This window comes from Pseudomonas sp. CCI4.2, assembly GCF_034350045.1.
Classification (GTDB): Bacteria; Pseudomonadota; Gammaproteobacteria; order Pseudomonadales; family Pseudomonadaceae; genus Aquipseudomonas.
Genome location: NZ_CP133781.1, coordinates 1072230 through 1096183, shown reverse-complemented (window position 1 = coordinate 1096183; position 23954 = coordinate 1072230). Strand labels below are relative to the sequence as shown.

The following is a 23954-nucleotide window of genomic DNA, read 5'->3' as shown; positions in this document are numbered from 1 at the left end:
GGTTGATTTCTTCGCAGGCAAGCCTGCTCCCACAGTTGTGTTCAGCACCCTGTGGGATCAGGCTTGACCGGTTCACCTTGCCTGCGAAGGCTGTTTAGAAATCACCCCATAACTGTTGGGCGACGCTCAGTGCCACCACCGGTGCGGTTTCGGTTCTCAGGACGCGGGGGCCGAGGCGGGCGGCGTGGAAGCCGGCGGTTGTCGCTTGGTCGACTTCAGCATCGTTCAACCCGCCTTCAGGACCAATCAAAAAGGCCAGGGTGAAGGGCTTGTCGTGGCGGCTCAGTGGCTCGGCAACGGGGTGCAGCACCAGTTTCAAATCCGCATCGGTCTGCTTCAGCCAGTCAGCCAAAGCCAGCGGCGGATGAATGACCGGCACCACAGAACGGCCGCATTGCTCGCAGGCGCTGATCGCGATTTGTTTCCAGTGCAGCTGGCGCTTCTCGGCCCGTTCGTCCTTGAGGCGGACTTCACAGCGCTCGCTGATGATCGGGGTGATTTCGCGGACGCCCAGTTCGGTGGCTTTCTGAATCGCCCAATCCATCCGCTCGCCGCGTGACAAGCCTTGGCCCAAGTGGATTTTCAGCGCCGATTCGGTTTGCCCGGCGAACTGCTCGTCGAGGTTGACCCGCACGCGTTTTTTGCCGACTTCGAGTAACGTGCCGCGAAATTCGCTGCCCGATCCGTCGAACAATTGCAGGGCGTCACCTTCGGCCATGCGCAACACGCGGCCGATGTAATGCGCTTGGGCTTCTGGCAGTTCGTGTTCGCCGAGGCTCAGGGGCGTCTCGATAAAAAAGCGGGACAGTCTCATGGTGGGTCTCTGAAATGGGTTGAATCTGTTGAAACAAGCGTGCGGGGTTGTGCCTGATATCTTGCGTGAACTTCTTCGCAGGCAAGCCTGCTCCCACAGGTTCGCATACCTGTGGGAGTCGGCTTGCCGACGAAAGCAATATTCCAGGCGCCACCGAAATACCTGCTAGCCCGGATCACGAAAATTCGGGTGGAAGTTCTCGTGCACGGCCACGCTGACGCTCGTGCGGGTGGCGATGTCGATGCCTTCGGTGGCGACTTCGGCGAGGAAGTCGATTTCCTCGGGGGTGATTACGTAGGGCGGCAGGAAATAGACCACGCTGCCCAATGGACGGAGCAGGGCGCCACGCTCCAGCGCATGCTGAAACACCTTCAAACCGCGCCGCTCTTGCCACGGGTAAGCGGTTTTCGTGGCTTTGTCCTGGACCATTTCGATGGCCAATGCCATGCCGGTCTGTCGCACTTCAGACACATTCGGGTGGTCAACCAAATGCGCAGTCGCCGTGCCCATACGCGTCGCCAGGGCTTTGTTGTTTTCGATCACGTTGTCTTGTTCGAAGATATCCAGCGTCGCCAACGCCGCCGCACACGCGAGGGGATTGCCGGTATAGCTGTGGGAATGCAGGAAGGCGCGCAAGGATGAGTAGTCGTCGTAGAACGCGTCGTACACATCATCAGTGGTGATGCAGGCGGCCAGCGGCAAGTAACCACCGGTCAACGCTTTGGACAAACACAGAAAGTCCGGGGTAATGCCGGCTTGTTCGCAGGCGAACATGGTGCCCGTCCGGCCGAAACCTACAGCGATTTCGTCGTGAATCAAATGCACGCCGTAGCGGTCGCAGGCGTCGCGCAATAGCTTGAGGTAAATCGGGTCATACATACGCATGCCGCCTGCGCCCTGAATCAACGGCTCGACGATGACTGCGGCGACGGTGTCATGGTGCTCGGCCAGGGTCTGCTCCATGGCGACGAACATGTTGCGCGAATGTTCTTCCCAGCTCATGCCCTCGGGCCGGTGGTAGCAATCCGGGCTTGGCACTTTGATCGTGTCTAACAACAGCGCTTTATAAGTCTCGGTAAACAATGGCACGTCGCCCACTGACATCGCGGCCATGGTTTCGCCGTGGTAGCTGTTGGTCAGGGTGACGAAGCGCTTTTTATTCGGCTGACCGCGATTGAGCCAGTAGTGAAAACTCATTTTCAGCGCGACTTCAATGCACGATGAACCGTTGTCAGCATAGAAACAGCGGGTCAGGCCCTTGGGCGTCATCTTGATCAGGCGCTCGGAGAGTTCGATCACCGGCTGATGACTGAAGCCAGCGAGGATGACGTGTTCCAATTGATCGACTTGATCCTTGATCCGCTGGTTGATGCGCGGATTAGAGTGGCCGAAAACGTTAACCCACCACGAGCTAACCGCGTCGAGGTAGCGTTTGCCTTCGAAGTCTTCGAGCCATACGCCCTTGCCGCTTTTGATCGGGATCAGCGGCAGGCTTTCGTGGTCTTTCATCTGGGTGCAAGGATGCCAGAGCACCGCGAGGTCGCGTTGCATCCACTGGTTATTCAAGCCCATGGGTAATCTCCTGGTGACACTCGCTTGGCGCGAGGGCAAAACAATCGCGCAAGCCTATGCAATGCATGGCTGCGGAACAACCTCTTGTAACGAACAATGATTAAGCAGTGCCGTTCATCGGGGCGTAAAGTCCGACTGTCACAGCGCAGTATTGTCGGTTGGGCATTATCGGGATGCTGATAGTTGGCCGATGTGAGGTCATCAATGATCGTATTTTTCGATACCTCACAGCTAAATTTTGCGCTTTCATTCGATAGATAAAAAGTTAGTCTTGAACCCATTCTTACAAGGTAATTGGCATGCAGTTACGTAACTCCTCCTCTCGTTACGGCCTGGTCAGCATGGTGCTGCACTGGGGCGTTGCGGTTGTCGTGTTTGGCTTGTTCGCGCTCGGGCTGTGGATGGTCGGGCTCGATTACTACGACACCTGGCGTAAAGCTGCGCCGGACCTGCATAAGAGCATTGGCATAACACTGTTTGCCGTGATGTTGTTTCGAGTCGTTTGGCGTTTGTTCAGTCCTGCGCCGCCGAAACTTTCAACCTACGGCAAGTGGACTCGCCTAGGCGCTACGTTCGGTCACGTGTTCCTGTATGTCGGTCTGTTTGCCACGATGTTCGCCGGTTACCTCATTTCCACCGCCGACGGTGTGGGAATTTCGGTGTTCGGTCTGTTCGAAGTGCCGTCGTTGATCGACAGCATTCCTGACCAGGCAGATGTCGCTGGCGACGTTCACTTGTACCTGGCCTGGATTCTGGTGATTTTCTCAGTCCTTCACGGTCTTGCAGCATTGAAGCACCACTTTATCGATCGCGATGCGACCCTAACGCGCATGTTGGGTCGCGACTAATGTTCAAACCAAACAGGAATTACAGCATGTTCAAGAAGACTCTCGCCGCTCTGGCACTGGGTACCGCTTTGTTGTCGGCCGGTCAGGCGATGGCCGCTGATTACAAAGTCGACAAAGAAGGCCAGCACGCCTTCATCAACTTCAAGATCAGCCACTTGGGCTACAGCTTCATTTACGGCACGTTCAAGGACTGGGACGGTACGTTCAGCTTTGATGCAGCCAAACCTGAAGACAGCAAGATCAGCATCAGCCTGAAAACCGCCAGCGTTTTCACTAACCAGGCTGAACGTGACAAGCACATCAGCAGCGCTGATTTCCTGGATGTCGCTAAATACCCGGAAGCCAAATTCGTCTCTACCTCGGTCAAAACCACCGGTAAAGATGCGGATGGCAAGGTCACAGCCGACGTAACGGGCGACCTTACCCTGCACGGTGTTACCAAGTCGGTCGTGGTCAAAGCGACCTTCTTGGGTGAAGGCAAAGATCCGTGGGGCGGCTACCGTGCTGGCTTCGCAGGCACCACTACGATCAACCGTTCTGACTTCGGCAAAATGATGAACCTGGGCCCAGCGTCCGAATCGATGGAACTGATCATTTCGTTCGAAGGCATCCAAGCTAAGTAACGTTATTGTTTGCACTTGTAGGGAGCCAACTTGTTGGCGAAGCGGCCTGACAGACCGCATGCAACTTTCGCCAGCAAGTTAGCTCCTTCAGAGATTCGGTTCTATAGAAATGGCTTAACCAGCACCCAAAAAAAAACGCCCCAGCCGGGGCGTTTTTTTATTCAGCTAGCTCAACCTTCGCGGTTACGCGTCAGCAGTGCTGGCTTCTCGCCGCGTGGGCGGCTTGGCAGTTGGTCCAGTTGCTCGGCCGACGGGAAACGGTCGGTCTTGGACTCTTTATGCACGATGGTCGGCGCTGGCTGACCGTCGCGAGGACCACGAACGGCGGGCTCTTGGCGCGCGGCAGGTTGGTCATCACGAGCAGCCGGACGGCGATTGCGAGGTTGTTCCTCGCGACGGGCCTGACCGTCACGAGGTGCGCCGTTACGCGCGCCGCCGCCAGTACGTTTGGCCGGCGGTGTGCCGGTCGTTGTGCCAGCGCCCGTGCGCGGAGCACTTGGACGAGCCTGACTCGGCGCACGGCCAGCAGGTGCTGCACCGCCCGCAGCAGGAGCTGGAGCCGGTGCGCCTGGACGACGACCACGGCCTTGGCCCTTGTTCGGGTATGGGCTGACGTAATCAGCGCGGTTACCGAAGTTATCCACTTCGTCATCCAGAAACTCATCCGGAGCACGGTCGGAACGCGGAGTCGCCGGACGTTGTTCACGTGCCGGGGTGCCTTCGCGAGGCTTTTGTGCCGGACGCTCAGGACGTGCTGCGGCAGCCGCAGCCGGTTTTTCCTGACCCCGGTCTTTGCCTTTGTCCTTGCGACCGCTGCCACCGCCACCGCCGGCAGGGCCATCACCGCGTGGGCCGCGAGGCGCGCGTGGGTTAGCGCGGACGTCTGGACGCTCGCGAACTTCTGGTTTCTCGGCTTCCACGGCCGTGATGTCGAAGCCCATCAGATCGCCGTCGGCAATCTTTTGCTTGGTCATGCGCTCAATGCTTTTGAGCAGTTTTTCTTCGTCTGGCGCAACCAGTGAAATCGCTTCACCGCTGCGGCCCGCACGGCCAGTACGGCCAATACGGTGGACGTAATCTTCGTCGACGTTCGGCAATTCGAAGTTGACGACATGGGGTAACTGATCGATATCCAGGCCGCGAGCGGCGATATCGGTGGCAACCATGATCCGCACTGCGCCGGCTTTAAAGTCAGCCAACGCTTTGGTGCGTGCGTTTTGGCTCTTGTTACCGTGAATCGCCACAGCCGAGAGGCCATGCTTGTCCAGGTACTCGGCCAAACGGTTTGCGCCGTGCTTGGTGCGGGTAAACACCAATACCTGTTCCCAGGCGCCAGCCGTAATCAAGTGCGACAGCAGCGAGCGCTTGTGGCTCGATGACAAACGGAAAACGCGCTGTTCGATACGCTCGACGGTGGTGTTCGGCGGCGTGACTTCGATGCGTTCCGGATTGTGCAGGAGCTTGCCGGCCAAGGCGGTGATGTCATTGGAAAAGGTCGCCGAGAACAGCAGGTTCTGACGTTTGGACGGCAGGCGGGCCAGGACCTTTTTCACGTCATGGACGAAGCCCATATCGAGCATCCGGTCTGCTTCATCGAGCACTAGAATTTCAACGTGGGACAGATCGACACTGCCTTGACCGGCCAGATCGAGCAGGCGGCCAGGGCAAGCTACCAACACGTCAACGCCTCGGGCCATGGCCTGGACCTGTGGGTTGGTGCCCACACCGCCGAAGATCACGGCACTGACAAACTTCAGGTTCTTGGCGTAGACCTTGAAGCTGTCATGCACTTGCGCCGCGAGTTCGCGGGTTGGAGTCAGGACCAGGACGCGGGGTTGGCGCGGGCCATGACGCTGGGACTTGTCCGGATGACCGTTGGGGAAAAGCCGTTCCAGGATCGGAAGAGCGAAACCGCCGGTTTTACCAGTACCTGTCTGAGCCGCAACCATCAGGTCGCGACCTTGCAACACGGCGGGAATAGCCCGCTGTTGCACTGGAGTAGGCTGGGTATAGCCAGCAGCCTCGATGGCGCTGACTAAAGCCTCGGAGAGACCGAGGGAAGCAAAGGACATGAGTAATCCTGTTTTAGTTAGGGCGGTGCCCATAAGAATGGTCTTGCCTGGCGCGATGGGCGTTTAGATGACGCAATCTCGTCCGGTCCTGCTGGGCCTTTTAGGCATTTCGGCACGTTGTCGCGGGATAGAAAAGGCGCGACTGGCGTGTTCGAGAGGTCTATTGCAAGGCGGAGCGTCCGGGCGTAAGCCTGGCGGGAAGGTCGGAGTATAACAGAGCATTCACCGTACGCCGCTTTCCTGCTGCTCAACGGTTTTATCAGGCGTTGACGCAGAGGGCGCAAGTGCTGCGGGCGCAATAACAATGGCTGGTATCGCTTCGCCGGTGTACCGAGCGACGAGTTCGGCATAGGCCGGCTCGCGCTTGAAGCGTTTGAGTTCGGCGCCAAAGCGCTGCACCAGCAGGTCCATGCCGGCATTTTTGCGCAGGGCAAGGTATTGCGCTTCACGGCTGAGGACGGTGGGGGACTGGGTAATCTGGTCGCGAGCCATCAATTGATCAAGCACGTGCTGACCGACACGTCGGTCAGTGATCACCAGGTCGATTCGGCCCAACAGCAGCTTGCCAAAGTTCGCTTCATGGCTGGGCGCGGGCTCGCGGGTGAACAGTGTCGAGGCCTCGAAATCCTTGCCATAGAGGTACCCCGGCGAAACCCCGATGGTCAGGCCGCGTAAATCCTCAAGGGTGAGGAATGGGTGAGGTCGGGCGTTGGCGTAAAACAGCACCCACTCGACGTCAGACAGCGGCTCGCTGGGATACAGCAGTAAATCGTCGCGCTCGCCCCGCTGGAAAATATCCAGCGCGCCATCGGCCTGGCCTTGTTTGAGCATTGAAAGGCAACGCTTCCAGGGCAGGAATTCCCATTTTACGTCGATGCCCAGTCGCTCAAAAATGATCGCCGTGGTGTCGTAATCCAATCCGCGCGCCTGACCGTCTTCAACGTAGACATACGGCGCCCAGGGTTCGGTGACGATATGCAGCGTTTCACCCAACGCAGTAAAGCTTAGGCAGTTGAAAAAAACGGCAGCAAATAATCGGGTGGTAGCGAGCATGGGCGGAGATTACGACGCGAGATGCTTAAAGAGAAGTGCCGCATCAGGTGGTTTGCACAGGCAGATCATTTATTCGCAGCGCTCTGTTTGAGCAAGTGCAGGTAAATCACATCGCGTTGTTTGCCGAGAATCTGCCGAACGCCCCAATGATTCAACCAACTGTTCAACTGGGCCGGTTCCAAGGTGTGCTTGAGCTTTTCTTCGGCGTTCTGCCGGGCTTTTTCCCACCAGACCGGCGAGCACGCGCGGTCAAATTCGTTGCTGTGCCATGAGCACCCGTAAAGAATCTCGCGCAGAAACTGCCTCTGGGTGGCAGGCACGCCAGCGGTGACGGCTTTGTACATCAGGCGTTTCCAAGTGGCCGGGCGTGGCAACAAGGTGTTTACGCGTCGTGTGTCATCCAGCGCCGCCTGGCTAAGCGGTGCATCCCCGTGCTTGGCGAGCCAGGCGCGAATCTTGGCGCGGAACAGCTGCTTGCGGCTCCAATAGTGATGGATCAGGTCCGTACACTCCTTGACCTCCATGGTGCGGTACGCCGCCACGCTCAAGCAGAACTCTTCGAGGGTGTAGGAGGTGGTCACTTCCGGATAAAACTCATCCATCAAAGCGATCGATTGATCCAGCACGCCTGCGTCTTCACGCATCAAGCCGATGACCCCCGAGTTGAGCAACGGCATCTGGTCGTCGGTCAGCCCGCGTGCCCCTAAACGTTCAGCGAGCACGGCATACAGCGGGACTTCGCGATAAGCCCCGTAGCGCGGACCGAACGCATTGCACAGCAGCGTGCCGGGCTTGACCCGATCAAACAGCTTTAGTGGCGAGCAATGGAAGAAGGTGTCGGTGTCGATTAGCAGCGCGCATTCCGATTCTGCCAACACGGTGCGAAGCGCGACGTGTTTGGTTCGGAAGTGGTAGCCATGAGGGTCGCTCCACGCAGCGCGGGTCTCTTTGTCCAGCGGGCGAACGCGCACGGGCAAGCCAGCGTAGGGCGCGGGGTTGTCGCTGAAAACCTGGATGTCCAAAGGCTGATCAGGCGTTTCGCGCATGCCGGCAAGGGCACTGGCGATACTGAATACCGCTTCCTGATGGTACGTGTCCGCACCAAAAACCAGGTAGACCAGCTGCGGCGCTTGCGGGGAAATATTGGAAGATGTCACAGATAAGTCCGTAATCCAAAGTGCCAGCAAGGTCCCGCCGACGCGAAAGCTTGCTGATTCAAGAGGCTCGAATGGTACACAAGCGCGCTTGTCACGTTGGATTTGTTTTCAGCGCGGCAGTTTCAAGTTATTCCAGATGGCCAAGCTCGGCTCAGCCTGATTCAACGTGTAGAAATGCAGGCCCGGTGCACCGCCGTCCAACAGGCGATCACACATTTGAGTGATGACCTGTTCGCCGAACGCCTGGATGCTTTGGACATCATCGCCGTAGGCTTCCAGTTGCTTGCGAATCCAGCGTGGGATCTCTGCGCCACAAGCGTCAGAAAAGCGCGCCAGTTTGCTGTAGTTGGTGATGGGCATAATGCCCGGCACTACTGGGATGTTCACGCCCATTTTCCGCACTCGCTCGACGAAGTAAAAATAGCTGTCGGCGTTGAAGAAGTATTGAGTGATGGCACTGTCGGCACCGGCTTGAGCCTTGCGCACGAAGTTAGCCACGTCGTCTTCGAAATTGCGCGCTTGCGGATGCATCTCCGGGTAGGCCGCTACTTCTATGTGGAAATGGCTGCCGGTCTCTTCCCGGATGAACGTCACCAGATCATTTGCATGACGTAATTCACCGCTGGCCATGCCCATGCCAGAAGGCAGGTCACCGCGCAGGGCGACAATGCGTTTAATGCCCGCTTGTTGGTATTGGGTCAGCAGGGCGCGCAAGTCGGACTTGCTGTCGCCGACGCATGACAGATGCGGGGCTGCCGGGACTTTTACTTCGCTTTCCAGCTGTAGCACGGTGTTGATCGTGCGGTCGCGGGTTGAACCGCCTGCGCCATAGGTGCAGGAAAAGAAATCGGGGTTGTACGTGGCCAATTGACGAGCGGTGGTGAGCAGTTTTTCATGCCCGGCATCGGTCTTGGTCGGGAAAAATTCGAAGCTAAAGCGACGGTCTTGGGACATGGACGCCGATCTCATTGTAGTAGCGGGCTTGCCCGCGATAAGGTCGGAACGACCTTCAAAAAATGTGAATGATGGCTAATGCAACTGCTTCACGCTCGTTCGCGGACAAATCCGCTCCCACAGGAGAGCGGACAGTCCGAGATCAATTGCGAGCGCGCGAGCGCCAGTCAATCAATAACGATAAGCGTGCGGCTTGAACGGGCCTTCGACAGCCACGCCGATGTAGTCGGCTTGGGTCTTGGTCAGTTGAGTGACCACGCCACCGAAACCACGAACCATCTCCAGCGCCACTTCTTCGTCGAGCTTCTTCGGCAGCACTTCTACGGTCAGACGCTCGGCTTTTTGGGCCGGTGCCAGGTCGGCGTATTTCTGATCGAACAGGAAGATCTGAGCCAGCACTTGGTTGGCGAACGAACCGTCCATGATGCGGCTCGGGTGACCTGTGGCGTTGCCCAGGTTTACCAAACGACCTTCGGCCAACAGGATCAGGTAGTCATCGTTGTGCGGATCGAAAGTGCCCGGCCCGGTACGGTGAATCTTGTGAACCTGCGGCTTCACTTCTTCCCACGCCCAGCTTTTGCGCATGAAAGCGGTGTCGATTTCGTTGTCGAAGTGACCGATGTTGCACACGACCGCGCGTTTCTTGAGGGCCTTGAGCATGTTCGAGTCGCAAACGTTGACGTTACCGGTGGTGGTCACGATCAGGTCGATCTTGCCCAGCAAGGCGGTGTCGATGCTGGCGGCGGTGCCGTCGTTGATCCCGTCGATGAACGGCGAAACCAGTTCAAAACCGTCCATGCACGCTTGCATGGCGCAGATTGGATCAACTTCCGTAACCTTGACGATCATGCCTTCCTGGCGCAGCGACTGCGCAGAACCCTTGCCCACGTCACCGTAACCGATGACCAGCGCTTGCTTGCCGGACAGCAGGTGGTCGGTACCACGCTTGATTGCATCGTTCAGGCTATGGCGGCAGCCGTACTTGTTGTCGTTTTTGCTTTTGGTCACAGAGTCGTTGACGTTGATGGCCGGGATTTTCAGCTCGCCCTTGGCCAACATGTCCAACAGGCGGTGAACGCCAGTGGTGGTTTCTTCTGTGACGCCGTGGATGCGTGCGAGCATCTGCGGGTATTTCTTGTGGATGATCTCGGTCAGGTCGCCGCCGTCGTCGAGAATCATGTTGGCGTCCCAAGGCTGACCATCTTTAAGGATGGTTTGCTCGATGCACCACTCGTATTCAGCTTCGGTTTCGCCTTTCCAGGCATAAACCGCAACACCGGCAGCGGCAACCGCGGCAGCGGCCTGATCCTGAGTAGAGAAAATGTTGCATGACGACCAACGCACTTCGGCACCCAGGGCAACCAGGGTTTCGATCAGCACGGCGGTCTGGATGGTCATGTGGATGCAGCCGAGAATCTTCGCGCCCTTGAGCGGTTGCTCGCCGGCGTATTTACGGCGCAGACCCATCAGGGCAGGCATTTCGGATTCGGCGATGATGGTTTCGCGACGACCCCAGGCAGCCAGGGACATGTCAGCGACTTTGTAGTCGGTAAAATCAGCGGGCGAAATTACAGCACTCATTGAGAGTCTCCATTCGTAAGTATGCGAATGGGCGCCGTTGTGCGTTTAGGTTTGACCGGCATGATTCGCAGAATCAGCTGATTAAACAACGCCCCATCCGAGCCTGACAGGAAGAACCTGCTGCAGCGCCCCTCGGACAGGTGGCGGGAACGGTATCAAGCGAAGATGACCGTTTTGAAGCGGTGGCGATTATCTTTTTTTGAGCGGTAAGTTGCAAGCCTCAAGCTACAAGCGGCAAGCTGAGCGCTATTTCTTGCAGCTCGCAGCTTGCCGCTCAAACTGCCTTTCTAGGAGTGATTATGAATTTCCACACCCGCAAGTGGGTTAAACCCGAAGACCTCAACCCCAATGGCACGCTGTTCGGCGGCAGCCTGCTGCGCTGGATCGACGAAGAAGCGGCGATTTACGCCATTGTTCAGCTGGGTAACCAGCGCGTTGTCACCAAGTACATTTCCGAAATTAACTTCGTCAGCGCCTCGCGCCAGGGCGACATCATCGAACTGGGCATCACTGCGACCTCTTTTGGTCGCACCTCGATTACGTTGACCTGTGAAGTGCGCAATAAAATTACGCGTAAAAGTATTCTTACCGTCGACAAGATGGTCTTCGTTAACCTCGGCGAAGACGGCTTGCCGTCACCCCATGGCCGGACTGAGATTTTGTATGTGAAAGATCAATTCAAGGAAGAAGCGATCCACGGCTGATTGCTCTTGTACCAAACATAAAGCCCAAAACTGGGATAGCTTTCTGTAGAGCCAACTTGTTGGCGAGAGGCTTGATGCCGTGTTACCGGTCAGCAGCCTCGCCAACAAGTTGGCTCTACAGATGACGAGACTCAAGTGATTGTCCTCTTACCGGTGCAACACAAACTGACCGCTGAAGGTCACTGCCACGTCTTCGCTGCCTTGGTTGACGATGTGCGTCGCCAATGTCAGGCGCGCTCGGCCATGGCGTTCATAAGTGCGCAAAAACTTCTCCCATACGACTGGCTCTGGCGCTTCGCAAATGGCGGTGGCATCGGTGGTGACGGGCAGCGGGTAACTGATCTGTCCTTCTTGAATAACGATGTGCCCGTCTTCAATTCCCGCTTCGCGTAGACGCAGATGCATCCAGCCCCAGCCGGCGAGCACGGCGCAGCAATACAGGCTGCCGCCGAACATCGTGCTTTTGTGGTTGATGTTGGGTTCCAGCGGCAAGTGCAGGCGCAATTGGTGTTCGTGCCAGCTCAGCACCTTCAGGCCCATCTCTCGGGTCAACGGAATGTCGTGATGGAGTACCTGTTCTAGCGCGTGGCTATGGGCGTTCATGCGGGGTCCTTGCGATCAATCGAGGTCATCGGCAGCGCTGCTATTGTCACCAAAGCTCAAGCCGTGTTTGCGCAACTTGTCATGCAGGGTTTTGCGCGGCAAACCCAGCGCTTCGGCCAGGCTGCGGACCGAAGTATGAGGCCGTGTCAGCTCGGCAGCGATCAGCGACCGCTCGAAACTTTCAACCTGCTCGCTGAGTCCGCTGCCGGTCGAAGGCATGCTTGGCAGTTCATTGCCCTCCAAGGCCAGTTCCAGCCCAAGGGCGAAGCGCTCGGCAGCGTTTTGTAATTCCCGTACATTGCCCGGCCAGGTGTGGCGCAACAGCAGGGCGCGCTGGCCCGGTTGCAGTTCGTGTTTAGGCAAGCCATGGCGGATGCTGGCTGATTCAGCGAAGTGCTGGAACAGCATCAAGGCATCTTCGCCGCGCTCACGCAGTGGTGGAATTTTAAGGGGCGCGACGTTGAGGCGGTAATACAAGTCGGCGCGGAAGCGGCCTTGATCCGAGGCTAGGCGCAAGTCTTCCTTGGTGGCGGCAATCACCCGGATGTCCAACGGGATCAGTTGATTGCCGCCCAAGCGCTCGACCACCCGCTCTTGCAGCAATCGCAGCAGCTTGACTTGAACCTCAAGGCTCATGCTTTCGATTTCATCGAGAAACAATGTGCCACCACTGGCGAACTCGAACTTACCGATTCGGCGTTTTTGCGCGCCGGTAAACGCGCCGGGTTCATGGCCGAACAATTCGCTTTCCACCACCGACTCCGCCAGAGCCCCGGCGTTGATCGCAACAAACGGCCCCGCTCGGCGGCTGGACAGATCGTGTAATGCACGGGCCACCACCTCTTTGCCCGAGCCGGTCTCGCCGAGGATCAGCACGTCAGCCTTGGTGGCGGCCAGTGCGCCGATTTGCTCACGTAAGCGCAAGATCGGTGCGGATTGGCCGACCAGCCGAGCACTCAGTTGCTGACGGTCGCTCAAGGCCAGGCGCAGGCTGCGGTTTTCCAGCACTAGGCGGCGCACGTCCAACGCCCGGCGCACGCTGTCGAGCAGGGCGTCGCTGGCAAAGGGTTTTTCCAGAAAGTCATACGCCCCCGCACGCATGGCCTGCACGGCGAGCGGCACGTCGCCATGCCCGGTGATGAGCAACACGGGCAATTCCGGGTCTTGTGCATGCAGTTGTGCCAGCAGTTCAAGGCCGTCTATGCCGGGCATGCGAATATCGCTGACGATCACGCCAGGCCAGTCGCGCTCAATGCGTCCGCCCAGTCCTGCGGCGTCGGTCAGCGGCAGCACTTTGAGCCCCGCCAGGTCCAGCGTCTGGCCGAGGGCGCCGCGTAAATGGGGGTCGTCGTCGATCAGCACCACTTGAATCCGGCTGTCGATGGCCTGGTCGGTGCTCATGCAGATAGATCCTCTGGCGGTTGAAGGCTTATTCCGGATGCGCCGGCGCGTAGCCGCAGTGTCAGTACCGCACCGCCGCTGGGATGATTGGTGATCAGTAATTCACCGCCCAACGCGCGCATCAGCGTGTCACAAATGGCCAGCCCGAGACCCAGCCCCTGTGTACGGGTTTTGGTGGTAAAGAACGGTTCTAGCGCGCGGGTCAGTGCTTCTTTGGAAAACCCCGGACCGTTGTCGCGAATAGACAGGTTCACGCCTTCGGCGGTCTGCTCGGCACTGAGCCAGAGTTTACGTGGCGGGCCTTTTTCGGTGAGGGCATCAAGGGCATTGGCTAAAACATTGCCCAGCACTTGGCGAAGGCGTGTTTCACCCGCTTGCACCCACAAGGTCGCATCCGGCAGGTCGCGGATCAGTTCGACTTCCATCGCTCGACGGCGTTTGGCGAGTAGCGCCAGGGCGTCATCCAACGCCGGTTGCAACGCGACACTTTCCGGCGCGTGCCGGTCGCGGCGGGCGAACGCACGCAAGTGGGCGATGATCGACGCCATGCGTGCCGTCAGTTCACTGATGAGCTTGAGGTTGCCGCGGGCGTCATCGGTGCGCTCATGGTCGAGTAGCACTTCGGCGTTTTCCGCGTAACTGCGGATGGCCGCCAGCGGCTGGTTCAGTTCGTGGCTGATGCTCGCCGACATGGTACCGAGCGCCGACAGCTTGCCGGCCTGCACCAGTTCGTCTTGCGCTCGAACCAATTCCTGCTGCGCCTGTTCGCGCTCCAGCACCTCTTGTTTGAGCCGACTGTTCAGGCCTTCAAGGTCACTGGTGCGTTCAATGACGCGCATTTCCAACTCATGCCGGCCCTCGGCTTCGAAGGCAATTCGGTCCAGGTAATGGCGTCGCCGTTGCATGATCAGGCCCAGCAGCAGCATAAGCACCAGCAATGCTGCACCGCCAACAGCGACCACGGTGCGTACCGGCCGATCCACCAGCACGCGAGGCGCAAGGATGTTTACGCTCCAGCCGATCTCCTCAATGGGCTGGGTTTGAGTAATCCACGCCTTTTCATTGATGGTAAGCGGCTTTGGGTCTCGGGTCGGATACGGTTGAATGGCGGTGATAGCCTTGCGTTCCTCATCACTCAGCGGGCGTGTAGCGCGAAAACGCCATTCGGGGTTGGAGGTCAGGATGACGACGCCGTTATGGTCGGTCAGTAGCAGCTGTTCCGGGGTTTTGCCCCACAAGGTTTCAGTGCGGTCCAGATCGACTTTGACCACCAGTGCGCCGACCACTCGATCACGGTCGTGTACGGCTGCGGCGAAGAAATACCCGCGCTTGGCCGAGGTCGTTCCAAGGCCAAAAAAACGCCCAAGTCGTCCGGCCATGGCGTCGCTGAAATAAGGCCGGAAAGCGAAGTTGCGGCCCACGAAGCTGTCGTGTTTGTCCCAATTTGAGGCCGCCAGTGTCTTGCCGTCGGGGTCCATCAAATACATAACGTCCGCCCCGGTTTGCAGGCTAACGTCTTTGAGCAGGCGGTTGGCATTCTCTTGGGCAAGGGGTTGCAGCGGGTCCACCAAGGCTGCACGCAGGGCCGGAAGATCACTGAGGATCTGCGGCAGTACTTCGTAACGGTGCAGGGTGCCGAGCAGGTTGGCGACGTAAAGATCCAATGTCTGCCGGTTCTGGCTGATCAGTTCGTTGCCGTAATAACGCTCGGCCAAATGCTGCAATGGCCACAGTAACGGAGCAAGGCACAGCGCCAGCAAGGCAAGGCTGCGCCAGCGGGGGCGACTGGCAATGGTGGGAGTACGGCTCATGACATGACTGTTGGCCAAGTGTTGCTAGAAGCAGGTGTGCCTGCGCATGGACGGGGTTGTGTCCGCCGCCGACCAGAATACCTGTCGGCGCTGCCGAAGGCTGCGATAAATAGGTTCGGCGTTCAATAGCAACACCAATGCGTCCCGCTTGGGGCGGGGTTCACTCAATCCCTATCGACTGCAAATACTCTGACCGTTCATCACTGTTCTGCGCAAAGCAGTCGTTCTGGGCGATCTGGAACGCTTGGCTGCCTTTTTCATTGAGGAAGGTCTGCACTGAGCAATCGGCTTCACGTAGCTTTACCCAGATGTCTTGGGCATTTTTGATTTTGGCTAAATAGTCGTTGAGTTGTGGCGGGTGCGCGGCGTATTGAGCGCTGATGCGATCAATCAAGTCTTTGTAGGCATTGTTCATTTCGCGATCGGCGGTGGTTCTGTTGAACGCAGAGCACTCGAAGCTCTGTTGGGTGGTCTCCACCTTGTCGCACGGCGTGCCGTCCTCGGCCTGTGCGCCAGTAGCCAGCACTGCCAAAACCAATAGCATTGACCTCATTTGAGACATCCTCGTCCGTTATGTAAACCATTGGCCGGCGATTCTGGCCCAGTGGGCGCGCAAAGAACAGGGCTATCCGGGTCAGCGGTATCGACCCTTTGTCGCTTCTTGACGCTTTCGGCAAACCCCTTGTCGTTTTTGCACCCGGCTCGCTCAACCCTCAGGCATATGCTGGCCCCAAAGCGCCGGCACACGATTCGGTGCATGAATCACTAAAGGGGACCGCCTGATGAGCCCAGCCGAATTACACGCCGACAGTATCGTTATTGACGGGCTGATCATTGCCAAGTGGAACCGTGAGCTGTTTGAAGACATGCGCAAAGGTGGTCTGACCATGGCCAACTGCACCGTGTCGGTGTGGGAAGGTTTTCAGGCGACCGTCAACAGCATTTGCACCAGCCAAAAGTTGATGCGTGAAAACAGCGACCTGGTGATTCCGGTACGCACTACTGCGGATATCCGCAAGGCCAAGGAGCAAGGCAAGACCGGCATCCTCTTTGGGTTCCAGAACGCCCACGCGTATGAAGATCAAATCGGCTACGTCGAGATCTTCAAGCAGCTCGGCGTTGGCATCGTGCAGATGTGCTACAACACGCAAAACCTGGTTGGCACTGGCTGCTACGAACGTGACGGCGGCCTGTCGGGCTTTGGTCGCGAAATCGTTGGCGAAATGAACCGCGTCGGTGTGATGTGCGACCTTTCCCACGTGGGGTCGAAAACTTCCGAAGAAGTCATCCTTGAATCGAAAAAACCGGTTTGCTACTCCCACTGCCTGCCGTCCGGTTTGAAAGAGCACCCGCGCAACAAATCTGACGAAGAGCTGAAGTTTATCGCCGACCACGGCGGTTTTGTGGGCGTGACCATGTTCGCGCCGTTCCTGGCCAAGGGCATTGAGTCCACCATCGACGACTACGCCGAAGCCATTGAATACGTGATGAACCTCGTCGGCGAAGACTCTATCGGTATCGGCACTGACTTCACTCAAGGCCACGGCCAGGACTTCTTCGAATACCTGACCCACGACAAGGGCTATGCCCGCCGTCTGACCAGCTTCGGCAAAATCATCAACCCGCTGGGTATCCGCACCGTGGGCGAATTCCCGAACCTCACCGAGACGCTGCTTAAACGCGGCCATCCTGAGCGAGTGGTGCGCAAAATCATGGGCGAAAACTGGGTCAACGTTTTGAAGGACGTTTGGGGCGAGTAAATCCCCGACACCCCCACCGCTTAAACACCCCTCTGCCTTTCGCGCAGAGGGCGTCACCCGAATTTCTGGAGTTTTACCCCATGGCTAAAATCGCCCCGCAACTGCCTATTGAAGTCGACAGCGAAACTGGCGTCTGGACCTCCGACGCATTGCCAATGCTGTACGTGCCGCGTCACTTTTTTGTCAACAACCACATGGGCATTGAAGAAGTCCTGGGCGCCGATGCTTACGCCGAAATTCTGTACAAAGCCGGCTACAAGTCGGCTTGGCACTGGTGCGAGAAAGAAGCTGAATGCCACGGTTTGTCTGGCGTTGCGGTGTTCGAACATTACATGAAGCGCTTGTCGCAACGTGGTTGGGGCCTGTTCAAGATTCAGGACATCGATCTGAAAAAAGGCACCGCCAGCGTCAAGCTTGAGCACTCTTGCTTTGTCTACGTGTACGGCAAAGTGGGCCGCAAGGTCGATTACATGTTCACCGGCTGGTTTGCAGGCGCCATGGACCAGATTCTTGAGGCGTCGGGCAGTTCAATTCGCACGGTCGCCGAGCAAGTCTACGGCGGTTCCGAAGAAGGCCACGACGACGGCTTGTTCACCGTCAAGCCGTTGTAAGTCGAGGTTTCCGTCATGGCTTTCGAAGCGATGTTCCAGCCGATTCAGATCGGCAAACTCACCATCCGTAACCGCGTACTCAGTACCGCACACGCCGAGGTGTATGCCACCGACGGCGGCATGACCACGGATCGGTATGTGAAGTATTACGAAGAGAAAGCCAAGGGCGGTATTGGCCTGGCCATTTGTGGCGGGTCTTCCAGCGTCGCCATCGACAGCCCGCAGGGCTGGTGGAAATCGGTCAACCTGGCGACCGACAAGATCATCCCGCACTTCCAGAACCTGGCCGACGCCATGCACAAGCATGGCGCCAAGATCATGATCCAGATTACTCACATGGGCCGTCGTTCCCGTTGGGATGGCGACCATTGGCCGACGCTGCTGTCGCCGTCGGGCATTCGTGAGCCGGTACACCGCGCGACCTGCAAAACCATTGAGCCGGAAGAAATCTGGCGAGTGATCGGCAACTACGCCAGTGCGGCTGGGCGGGCTAAGGCTGGCGGCCTCGATGGCGTTGAGCTGTCTGCCGTGCACCAACACATGATCGACCAGTTCTGGAGCCCAAGGGTTAACAAGCGCACCGACGAATGGGGCGGCAGTTTCGAAAACCGCATGCGCTTCGGCATGGAAGTGATCAAGGCTGTGCGCAAGGAAGTCGGGCCTGATTTCTGCGTCGGCCTGCGTATTTGCGGCGACGAGTTTCACCCTGATGGCTTGAGCCATGAGGACATGAAAGAAATCGCCAAGTACTACGACGCCACCGGTTTGATCGACTTCCTCGGCGTGGTCGGTTCGGGTTGCGACACCCATAACACCTTGGCCAACGTTATTCCGAACATGAGCTACCCGCCTGAGCCGTTCCTGCACTTGGCGGCCGGCATCAAGGAAGTGGTCAAGGTTCCGGTGCTGCACGCACAGAACATCAAAGACCCGAACCAGGCCACACGAATTCTGGAAGGCGGCTACGTCGACATGGTCGGCATGACCCGCGCGCACATTGCTGACCCGCACCTGATCGCCAAAATCAAAATGGGCCAGATTGACCAGATCAAACAATGCGTCGGCGCCAACTATTGCATCGACCGTCAGTACCAAGGTCTGGACGTGCTGTGCATTCAGAACGCCGCGACCTCCCGTGAATACATGGGCGTACCGCACATCATCGAAAAAACCACCGGCGTGAAACGCAAAGTGGTGATCGTCGGTGCCGGTCCTGCCGGCCTGGAAGCGGCTCGCGTGTCAGCTGAACGTGGGCATGACGTGACCTTGTTCGAGAAGAAAGACACCCTCGGCGGGCAGATCACTACGGCATCGAAAGCACCGCAGCGCGATCAAATCGCGGGCATCACTCGCTGGTTTCAGCTGGAACTGGCACGTTTGAAAGTGGACGTTCGTTTGGGCACGGCGGCTGATCCTGCGGCCATTCTCGACCTGCGTCCTGACGTGGTGGTGCTGGCCAACGGCGGCCATCCGTTCCTTGAGCAAAACGAGCATTGGGGCGCAGCAGAGGGTTTGGTTGTCAGCAGTTGGGACGTGCTGGATGGCACCGTGGCACCGGGCAAGAACGTGCTGGTCTACGACACCATTTGTGAATTCACCGGGATGTCGGTTGCCGACTTCATCGCTGACAAAGGCAGCCAGGTCGAGATCGTCACCGACGATATCAAGCCGGGCGTGGCCATCGGTGGTACATCGTTCCCGACGTACTACCGCAGCATGTACCCGAAAGAAGTGATCATGACCGGCGACCTGATGCTGGAAAAGGTCTACCGCGAAGGCGACAAACTGGTCGCGGTTCTGGAAAACGAATACACCGGCGCTAAAGAGGAGCGGGTGGTTGACCAGGTGGTGATCGAGAACGGCGTGCGTCCTGATGAGTGGATGTATTACGAGTTGAAAGAAGCCTCGCGCAACAAAGGCCAAATCGACATCGAAGCGTTATTCGCGATTCAGCCGCAACCGTGCCTGAGCCAACCGGGCGACGGCTACTTGCTGTTCCGCATCGGCGACTGCGTGGCCCAGCGCAACATCCATGCGGCCATCTATGACGCCTTGCGGTTGTGTAAGGATTTTTAAGCTGATGACTGATCCCGGGAATGTTTAATCCCCTGTAGGAGCAGGCTTGCCTGCGAATGAGTTAACGCGGTTTGTCTGACGCGTCGCCTTCGCAGGCAAGCCTGCTTCCACAGAGATCAGGGTGACGCATTCCGGTATATCCCCTTGCAAGACCCGAGGTCTTTTGGGAGCTCCACATGTTGAACACCCTTCTTCCCATCCTGTTGTTCGTCGCCCTGGCTTTGGCCGTGTTGGGCGCGGTGCGGCGGGTGATGCTGTGGCGTCAGGGCCGGGCGTCCAGCGTCGACCTGCTCGGCGGCTTGCTGGCCATGCCCAAGCGCTACATGGTGGATTTGCACCATGTGGTTGCTCGGGACAAATACATCGCTAATACCCACGTCGCGACCGCAGGTGGTTTTGTGCTGGCCGCGCTGTTGGCGATCCTGGTCCACGGTTTCGGCCTGCATAACCGTATCCTCGGTTACGCCCTGTTATTGGCGTCGGCGATCATGTTCGTCGGTGCGATCTTCATGGCCCTGCGCCGGCGCAACCCGCCTGCACGCCTGTCCAAAGGCCCGTGGATGCGCTTGCCGAAAAGCCTGATGGCGTTTTCCGTGAGCTTCTTTCTGGTAACCCTGCCGGTCGCCGGGATTTTGCCGGAAGATTTTGGCGGCTGGTTCCTCGTGGCCTTATTAAGCCTCGGAGTGGTCTGGGGCGTTTCAGAAATGTTTTTCGGCATGACGTGGGGCGGGCCGATGAAGCACGCCTTCGCCGGTGCATTTCATCTGGCATGGCACCGTCGCTCCGAGCGTTTTGGGGGCGGTCGCTCTACGGGCTTGAAACCTCTGGACCTGAGCGACCGCAGCGCGCCGTTGGGCGTGGAAAAACCCAAGGACTTCACCTGGAACCAATTGCTGGGCTTCGACGCCTGCGTGCAGTGCGGTAAATGCGAAGCTGCATGCCCGGCGTTTGCGGCGGGCCAACCGCTGAACCCGAAAAAACTGATTCAAGACATGGTCGTTGGTTTGGCAGGCGGCACAGACGCTAACTTCGCCGGCAGCCCGTATCCAGGAAGGGCCATCGGTGAACACGGCGGCAACGCCCATCAACCCATCGTCAACGGCTTGGTCGATGCCGACACGCTGTGGTCGTGCACCACCTGCCGCGCTTGCGTTGAAGAATGCCCAATGATGATCGAACACGTGGACGCCATCGTCGACATGCGTCGCTTCCTGACCTTGGAAAAAGGCGCGACGCCGAACAAAGGCGCTGAAGTGCTGGATAACTTGATCGCTACCGACAACCCCGGCGGATTTGCACCGGGCGGGCGGATGAACTGGGCGGCAGATTTGAACCTCAATCTGCTCAGCGAGCAGAAGACCGCCGATGTGTTGTTCTGGGTCGGTGACGGCGCGTTCGACATGCGTAACCAGCGCACCTTGCGCGCCTTCGTCAAAGTGCTGAAAGCGGCCAATGTCGACTTCGCCGTGCTCGGTCTGGAAGAGCGCGACAGTGGCGACGTGGCTCGGCGTCTGGGCGACGAAGCGACGTTCCAGATGCTCGCCAAGCGCAACATTCAAACTTTGGCCAAATACGACTTCAAGCGCATCGTCACCTGCGATCCGCACAGCTTCCATGTGCTGAAAAACGAATACGGTGCGTTCGACGGCCATTATCAAGTGCAGCACCACAGCACTTACATGGCCGAACTGATCGAAGCGGGCGCGTTGAATCTGGGCCAGCACAAAGGCACCAGCGTGACCTATCACGATCCGTGCTACCTCGGTCGCTACAACGGTGAATACGAGGCGCCGCGCGAGGTATTGCGTGCGCTGGGGATCGAGATCAAGGAAATGCAACGCTCCGGTTTCCGTTCCCGTTGCTGCGGTGGCGGTGGCGGCGCGCCGATCACGGACATACCGGGCAAACAACGTATCCCTGACATGCGCATGGACGACATCCGCGAAACCGGCGCCGAGCTGGTGGCGGTCGGATGCCCGCAATGCACGGCGATGCTCGAAGGCGTGGTCGAACCTCGGCCGTTGATCAAAGACATCGCGGAACTGGTGGCTGACGCGTTGCTGGAAGGCGCCGTCGTCAACAAGCCGCTGCCGATTAAGCAGGGTTCAGTTAAACCTGAACTCGCGGAGGCACACTGATGAGCGACATTATTCGCCGTGACCCTCGCGCTGAGTGGATCGCCCGTAACCGCTTGCACCCGCTGCACGCGGCCATGCAACCGGCGCAAGCCAGCTGGATGGGGCCTAATGGCGTCGTGCGCAAAGACGTGCACCACGTTGGCTTCATCGGTCCTAACGGCGTCAAACGAATCGACCGCAGCGGCGCGCAACAGGGCGGCGCGGTTAAGCGTTCTTCTGCTGCTGAAGTGCAACTGCCGCTGCATCAGGTCGCGCAACCGGCGTTCTACATTTGTGTCGCCCCGGACATGGTTGGTGGCCGATTAAGCGCTCACGACCGCGACCTGCTGGGTCTGGCCCACAGTTTGGCCGGTAACGACGGCGCGGTAGTGGCCGTGGTGTTCGGCGAACACAAAGAAACCACCTTCGCCACGGCGGGCGTCGATAGATTACTGACGTTGGAAGGCTACGAATTCAGCGGTTATTCACCCGAGCAGCGCGTACAAGGGCTGCGGGCTGTGGATAACCAGTTCAACCCGCGTCACTGGCTGCTGCCGGACAGCCGCACCGGTGGCGGCGAATTGGGTCGGCGTTTTGCCGCCAGCTTAGGCGAACGCCCGGCAACACGGGTTTGGCAGGTCACGGATAACCAGTGCATCGGTCGCGCTGGGGCCGGCCGTCAGGACGTGGCCGGTCCGTTGGCGCGCTTGATTTTAGCCGCCGTCGAGTGTGCCGAACCGGTCAGCGACACCCGACATGAAGTGTTGCCCGTGGAGTTATACACAACCGTGGCGCGTAGCCTGTCGCGTATCGAAGACCTTGGCGCGGTGGCGGTTGATCCGGCAGCCATTCCCATGGCCGAAGCGGAGTTCATCTTCTCTGGCGGCAATGGCGTGAAAGATTGGGAGTTGTTCCACCGCACCGCTGCCGCATTGGGCGCCACCGAAGGCGCATCCCGTGTGGCGGTGGACGACGGCTACATGGCGCGTGATCGCCAAGTCGGCGCCAGCGGTACGTGGGTCACAGCGCGGGTGTACGTCGCGGTGGGTATTTCCGGCGCGATCCAGCATTTGCAGGGCATTGGCGCCTGCGACAAAGTCGTGGCGATCAACCTAGATCCGGGGTGCGACATGATCAAACGCGCCGATCTGTCGGTCATTGGTGACAGCGCAGCGATTCTTAAAGCGCTGATTGCGGCGATTGAGACCCACCGCAACGAGGGGAAACGCGATGCCGCTTAATTCGAAGGCCCCTGTGGATAACGGCTCGATTCATGTAATTAGCCTGGTCTCTATCGGCGCTCACCCGACTTCTGGCCGTCCGCGCCGCGCCGAGCAAGATGCACGCGCCGTTGAACTGGGCCTGCAATTGGCTGGGGATAACTTGCACGTGCTGCATGCCGGCAATGTCGAAGAGCCTGCGCTGCGGGCTTATCTGGGCATGGGCCTGGACGAATTGCATGTCTTGGAACAGCCCGAAGGCGCAGACGCATTGCCTGCGCTGACGGAGTATTTACGTGAATCCAACGTGCAAGTGGTGCTCACCGGCAGCCAAGCTGAAACGGGCGAAGGCTCAGGCATGCTCCCGTACTTGCTGGCAGAAAAGCTCGGTTGGCCGTTAGTCGTCGGATTGGCGCAGGTTGAATCATTGGCAAACGGCGTGGCCCATGTGCTCCAAGCGTTGCCACGTGGCCAGCGGCGTCGGCTGAAAGTCCGCCTGCCGTTTCTCGCGACTGTGGATAACGCCGCGCCCAACTCTCGGCAAAGTGCCTATGGCCCAGCGCAGCGTGGTTTGCTGGCGGCTGATCAGGTTGAAGTGGTGATGGACGAGCTGTTGGCGGCCTCGTCGCTCCAGCCCGCCAAGCCTCGGCCAAAACGACTGAAAGTGATCAAAGGCAAAAGCGGCGCTGATCGGATGAAAGCGGCGACCGCCAAAGCCAGTGGCGGCGGTGGGCAAGTGCTCAAGGGTGTCAGTGCCGAGGCCGGTGCTGAGGCTATTTTGAAGTTGCTGATTGAAGAAGGCGTGGTTCGCTGAGAAGCCGGCGGCCAGTCGCCTATCAAGCGACGCATGACCCGGTTGAATGAATAAATAATTTTTAGGCGCTGCCGAAGGCTGCGATAAGATTTTTCAGTGCCTGCCATTTCATGTCTGCCGAAGTCTCTGTGGGAGAGTTGGCTTGCCAACGAAAGCGTCAATG

General features: G+C 58.4%; 20 protein-coding genes and 1 riboswitch. Of the genes, 9 read left to right on the top strand and 11 right to left on the bottom strand.

Translation table 11 applies throughout. From position 1 onward, the window contains the following. Nucleotides 1-94: 94 nt before the first annotated feature. On the bottom strand, nt 95-814 hold the full coding sequence (locus tag RHM65_RS04765; protein WP_322184405.1) for a 16S rRNA (uracil(1498)-N(3))-methyltransferase: 720 nt from the start codon (nt 812-814) through the stop codon (nt 95-97). A gap of 165 nt (nt 815-979) precedes the next feature. After that, a complete protein-coding gene (locus tag RHM65_RS04760; protein WP_322167088.1) occupies nt 980-2386 on the bottom strand; it encodes an adenosylmethionine--8-amino-7-oxononanoate transaminase in 1407 nt (468 codons plus the stop codon). A gap of 299 nt (nt 2387-2685) precedes the next feature. On the opposite strand from RHM65_RS04760, the gene RHM65_RS04755 reads away from it, so the two are divergent. Both RHM65_RS04755 and RHM65_RS04750 read left to right on the top strand, forming a co-directional pair. After that, nucleotides 2686-3234 (top strand): cytochrome b, encoded by a 549-nt coding sequence (locus RHM65_RS04755; RefSeq protein ID WP_322184403.1) that lies wholly within the window; start codon nt 2686-2688, stop codon nt 3232-3234. A 26-nt stretch (nt 3235-3260) separates the two neighbouring features. Then, the gene (locus RHM65_RS04750) at nt 3261-3857 is read left to right on the top strand and encodes a YceI family protein (protein WP_322167090.1); all 597 of its coding nucleotides are present in this window, start codon (nt 3261-3263) and stop codon (nt 3855-3857) included. A 170-nt stretch (nt 3858-4027) separates the two neighbouring features. Here RHM65_RS04750 and RHM65_RS04745 read toward each other — a convergent pair whose 3' ends face one another. The 5 genes from RHM65_RS04745 to ahcY all read right to left on the bottom strand — a co-directional run bounded on the left by RHM65_RS04745 (nt 4028) and on the right by ahcY (nt 10674). Next, nucleotides 4028-5929, bottom strand: coding sequence for a DEAD/DEAH box helicase (locus tag RHM65_RS04745; RefSeq protein ID WP_322167091.1), 1902 nt, complete (start codon nt 5927-5929; stop codon nt 4028-4030). A gap of 222 nt (nt 5930-6151) precedes the next feature. Further along, complete coding sequence (locus RHM65_RS04740; protein WP_322167092.1) at nt 6152-6982, bottom strand: substrate-binding periplasmic protein; 831 nt, start codon at nt 6980-6982, stop codon at nt 6152-6154. Between the two features lie 65 nt (nt 6983-7047). Next, nucleotides 7048-8139, bottom strand: a complete 1092-nt coding sequence (locus RHM65_RS04735; RefSeq protein ID WP_322184401.1) for a hypothetical protein — start codon at nt 8137-8139, stop codon at nt 7048-7050. Nucleotides 8140-8247: 108 nt separating this feature from the next. Next, nucleotides 8248-9093 (bottom strand): methylenetetrahydrofolate reductase [NAD(P)H], encoded by an 846-nt coding sequence (gene metF, locus RHM65_RS04730; RefSeq protein WP_322184399.1) that lies wholly within the window; start codon nt 9091-9093, stop codon nt 8248-8250. 171 nt (nt 9094-9264) lie between these two features. Next, complete coding sequence (ahcY, locus tag RHM65_RS04725; RefSeq protein WP_322167095.1) at nt 9265-10674, bottom strand: adenosylhomocysteinase; 1410 nt, start codon at nt 10672-10674, stop codon at nt 9265-9267. A 22-nt stretch (nt 10675-10696) separates the two neighbouring features. Next, a riboswitch (S-adenosyl-L-homocysteine riboswitch) is annotated at nt 10697-10814 on the bottom strand. Nucleotides 10815-10973: 159 nt separating this feature from the next. Between ahcY and RHM65_RS04720 the strand changes: the two genes are divergently transcribed. Next, entirely contained in the window at nt 10974-11378 is a 405-nt protein-coding gene (locus RHM65_RS04720; RefSeq protein WP_322167096.1) for an acyl-CoA thioesterase, read from the top strand. 147 nt (nt 11379-11525) lie between these two features. On the opposite strand, the gene RHM65_RS04715 is transcribed toward RHM65_RS04720, so the two are convergent. The 4 genes from RHM65_RS04715 to RHM65_RS04700 all read right to left on the bottom strand — a co-directional run bounded on the left by RHM65_RS04715 (nt 11526) and on the right by RHM65_RS04700 (nt 15746). Further along, on the bottom strand, nt 11526-11981 hold the full coding sequence (locus RHM65_RS04715; RefSeq protein ID WP_322167097.1) for a thioesterase domain-containing protein: 456 nt from the start codon (nt 11979-11981) through the stop codon (nt 11526-11528). 15 nt (nt 11982-11996) lie between these two features. Next, nucleotides 11997-13382 (bottom strand): sigma-54 dependent transcriptional regulator, encoded by a 1386-nt coding sequence (locus tag RHM65_RS04710; RefSeq protein ID WP_322167098.1) that lies wholly within the window; start codon nt 13380-13382, stop codon nt 11997-11999. Next, the gene (locus RHM65_RS04705) at nt 13379-15193 is read right to left on the bottom strand and encodes a sensor histidine kinase (protein WP_322167099.1); all 1815 of its coding nucleotides are present in this window, start codon (nt 15191-15193) and stop codon (nt 13379-13381) included. The genes RHM65_RS04710 and RHM65_RS04705 overlap by 4 nt, the downstream gene beginning before the upstream one ends. Before the next feature lie 160 nt (nt 15194-15353). Then, nucleotides 15354-15746, bottom strand: coding sequence for a lysozyme inhibitor LprI family protein (locus RHM65_RS04700; RefSeq protein ID WP_322184396.1), 393 nt, complete (start codon nt 15744-15746; stop codon nt 15354-15356). A 229-nt stretch (nt 15747-15975) separates the two neighbouring features. Between RHM65_RS04700 and RHM65_RS04695 the strand changes: the two genes are divergently transcribed. From RHM65_RS04695 to RHM65_RS04670, 6 genes are all read left to right on the top strand, one after another. Further along, a complete protein-coding gene (locus tag RHM65_RS04695; RefSeq protein ID WP_322184394.1) occupies nt 15976-16953 on the top strand; it encodes a dipeptidase in 978 nt (325 codons plus the stop codon). An 80-nt stretch (nt 16954-17033) separates the two neighbouring features. Next, nucleotides 17034-17564 carry a DUF5943 domain-containing protein gene (locus tag RHM65_RS04690; RefSeq protein ID WP_322184392.1) on the top strand — a complete coding sequence of 177 codons (531 nt, stop codon included), beginning with the start codon at nt 17034-17036 and terminating at the stop codon, nt 17562-17564. 15 nt (nt 17565-17579) lie between these two features. Next, nucleotides 17580-19640, top strand: coding sequence for a dimethylglycine demethylation protein DgcA (dgcA, locus tag RHM65_RS04685; protein WP_322167103.1), 2061 nt, complete (start codon nt 17580-17582; stop codon nt 19638-19640). A 176-nt stretch (nt 19641-19816) separates the two neighbouring features. Beyond that, nucleotides 19817-21778 (top strand): dimethylglycine demethylation protein DgcB, encoded by a 1962-nt coding sequence (dgcB, locus tag RHM65_RS04680; protein WP_322167104.1) that lies wholly within the window; start codon nt 19817-19819, stop codon nt 21776-21778. Then, complete coding sequence (locus RHM65_RS04675) at nt 21778-22998, top strand: electron transfer flavoprotein subunit alpha/FixB family protein (protein ID WP_322167105.1); 1221 nt, start codon at nt 21778-21780, stop codon at nt 22996-22998. The genes dgcB and RHM65_RS04675 overlap by 1 nt, the downstream gene beginning before the upstream one ends. Next, nucleotides 22988-23791 (top strand): electron transfer flavoprotein subunit beta, encoded by an 804-nt coding sequence (locus tag RHM65_RS04670; RefSeq protein ID WP_322167106.1) that lies wholly within the window; start codon nt 22988-22990, stop codon nt 23789-23791. The genes RHM65_RS04675 and RHM65_RS04670 overlap by 11 nt, the downstream gene beginning before the upstream one ends. Nucleotides 23792-23954 lie beyond the last annotated feature (163 nt).

Bases quoted from the DNA above. Each gene is read 5' to 3' on its own strand.
- RHM65_RS04760 (WP_322167088.1), bottom strand. From the start codon at position 2,386: ATGGGCTTGAATAACCAGTGGATGCAACGCGACCTCGCGGTGCTCTGG.
- RHM65_RS04690 (WP_322184392.1), top strand. From the start codon at position 17,034: ATGGCTAAAATCGCCCCGCAACTGCCTATTGAAGTCGACAGCGAAACT.
- ahcY (WP_322167095.1), bottom strand. From the start codon at position 10,674: ATGAGTGCTGTAATTTCGCCCGCTGATTTTACCGACTACAAAGTCGCT.
- RHM65_RS04715 (WP_322167097.1), bottom strand. From the start codon at position 11,981: ATGAACGCCCATAGCCACGCGCTAGAACAGGTACTCCATCACGACATT.
- RHM65_RS04695 (WP_322184394.1), top strand. From the start codon at position 15,976: ATGAGCCCAGCCGAATTACACGCCGACAGTATCGTTATTGACGGGCTG.
- RHM65_RS04750 (WP_322167090.1), top strand. From the start codon at position 3,261: ATGTTCAAGAAGACTCTCGCCGCTCTGGCACTGGGTACCGCTTTGTTG.
- RHM65_RS04675 (WP_322167105.1), top strand. From the start codon at position 21,778: ATGAGCGACATTATTCGCCGTGACCCTCGCGCTGAGTGGATCGCCCGT.
- dgcB (WP_322167104.1), top strand. From the start codon at position 19,817: ATGTTGAACACCCTTCTTCCCATCCTGTTGTTCGTCGCCCTGGCTTTG.
- RHM65_RS04745 (WP_322167091.1), bottom strand. From the start codon at position 5,929: ATGTCCTTTGCTTCCCTCGGTCTCTCCGAGGCTTTAGTCAGCGCCATC.
- RHM65_RS04740 (WP_322167092.1), bottom strand. From the start codon at position 6,982: ATGCTCGCTACCACCCGATTATTTGCTGCCGTTTTTTTCAACTGCCTA.
- RHM65_RS04710 (WP_322167098.1), bottom strand. From the start codon at position 13,382: ATGAGCACCGACCAGGCCATCGACAGCCGGATTCAAGTGGTGCTGATC.
- RHM65_RS04765 (WP_322184405.1), bottom strand. From the start codon at position 814: ATGAGACTGTCCCGCTTTTTTATCGAGACGCCCCTGAGCCTCGGCGAA.
- RHM65_RS04700 (WP_322184396.1), bottom strand. From the start codon at position 15,746: ATGAGGTCAATGCTATTGGTTTTGGCAGTGCTGGCTACTGGCGCACAG.
- dgcA (WP_322167103.1), top strand. From the start codon at position 17,580: ATGGCTTTCGAAGCGATGTTCCAGCCGATTCAGATCGGCAAACTCACC.
- RHM65_RS04755 (WP_322184403.1), top strand. From the start codon at position 2,686: ATGCAGTTACGTAACTCCTCCTCTCGTTACGGCCTGGTCAGCATGGTG.
- RHM65_RS04720 (WP_322167096.1), top strand. From the start codon at position 10,974: ATGAATTTCCACACCCGCAAGTGGGTTAAACCCGAAGACCTCAACCCC.
- metF (WP_322184399.1), bottom strand. From the start codon at position 9,093: ATGTCCCAAGACCGTCGCTTTAGCTTCGAATTTTTCCCGACCAAGACC.
- RHM65_RS04705 (WP_322167099.1), bottom strand. From the start codon at position 15,193: ATGAGCCGTACTCCCACCATTGCCAGTCGCCCCCGCTGGCGCAGCCTT.
- RHM65_RS04670 (WP_322167106.1), top strand. From the start codon at position 22,988: ATGCCGCTTAATTCGAAGGCCCCTGTGGATAACGGCTCGATTCATGTA.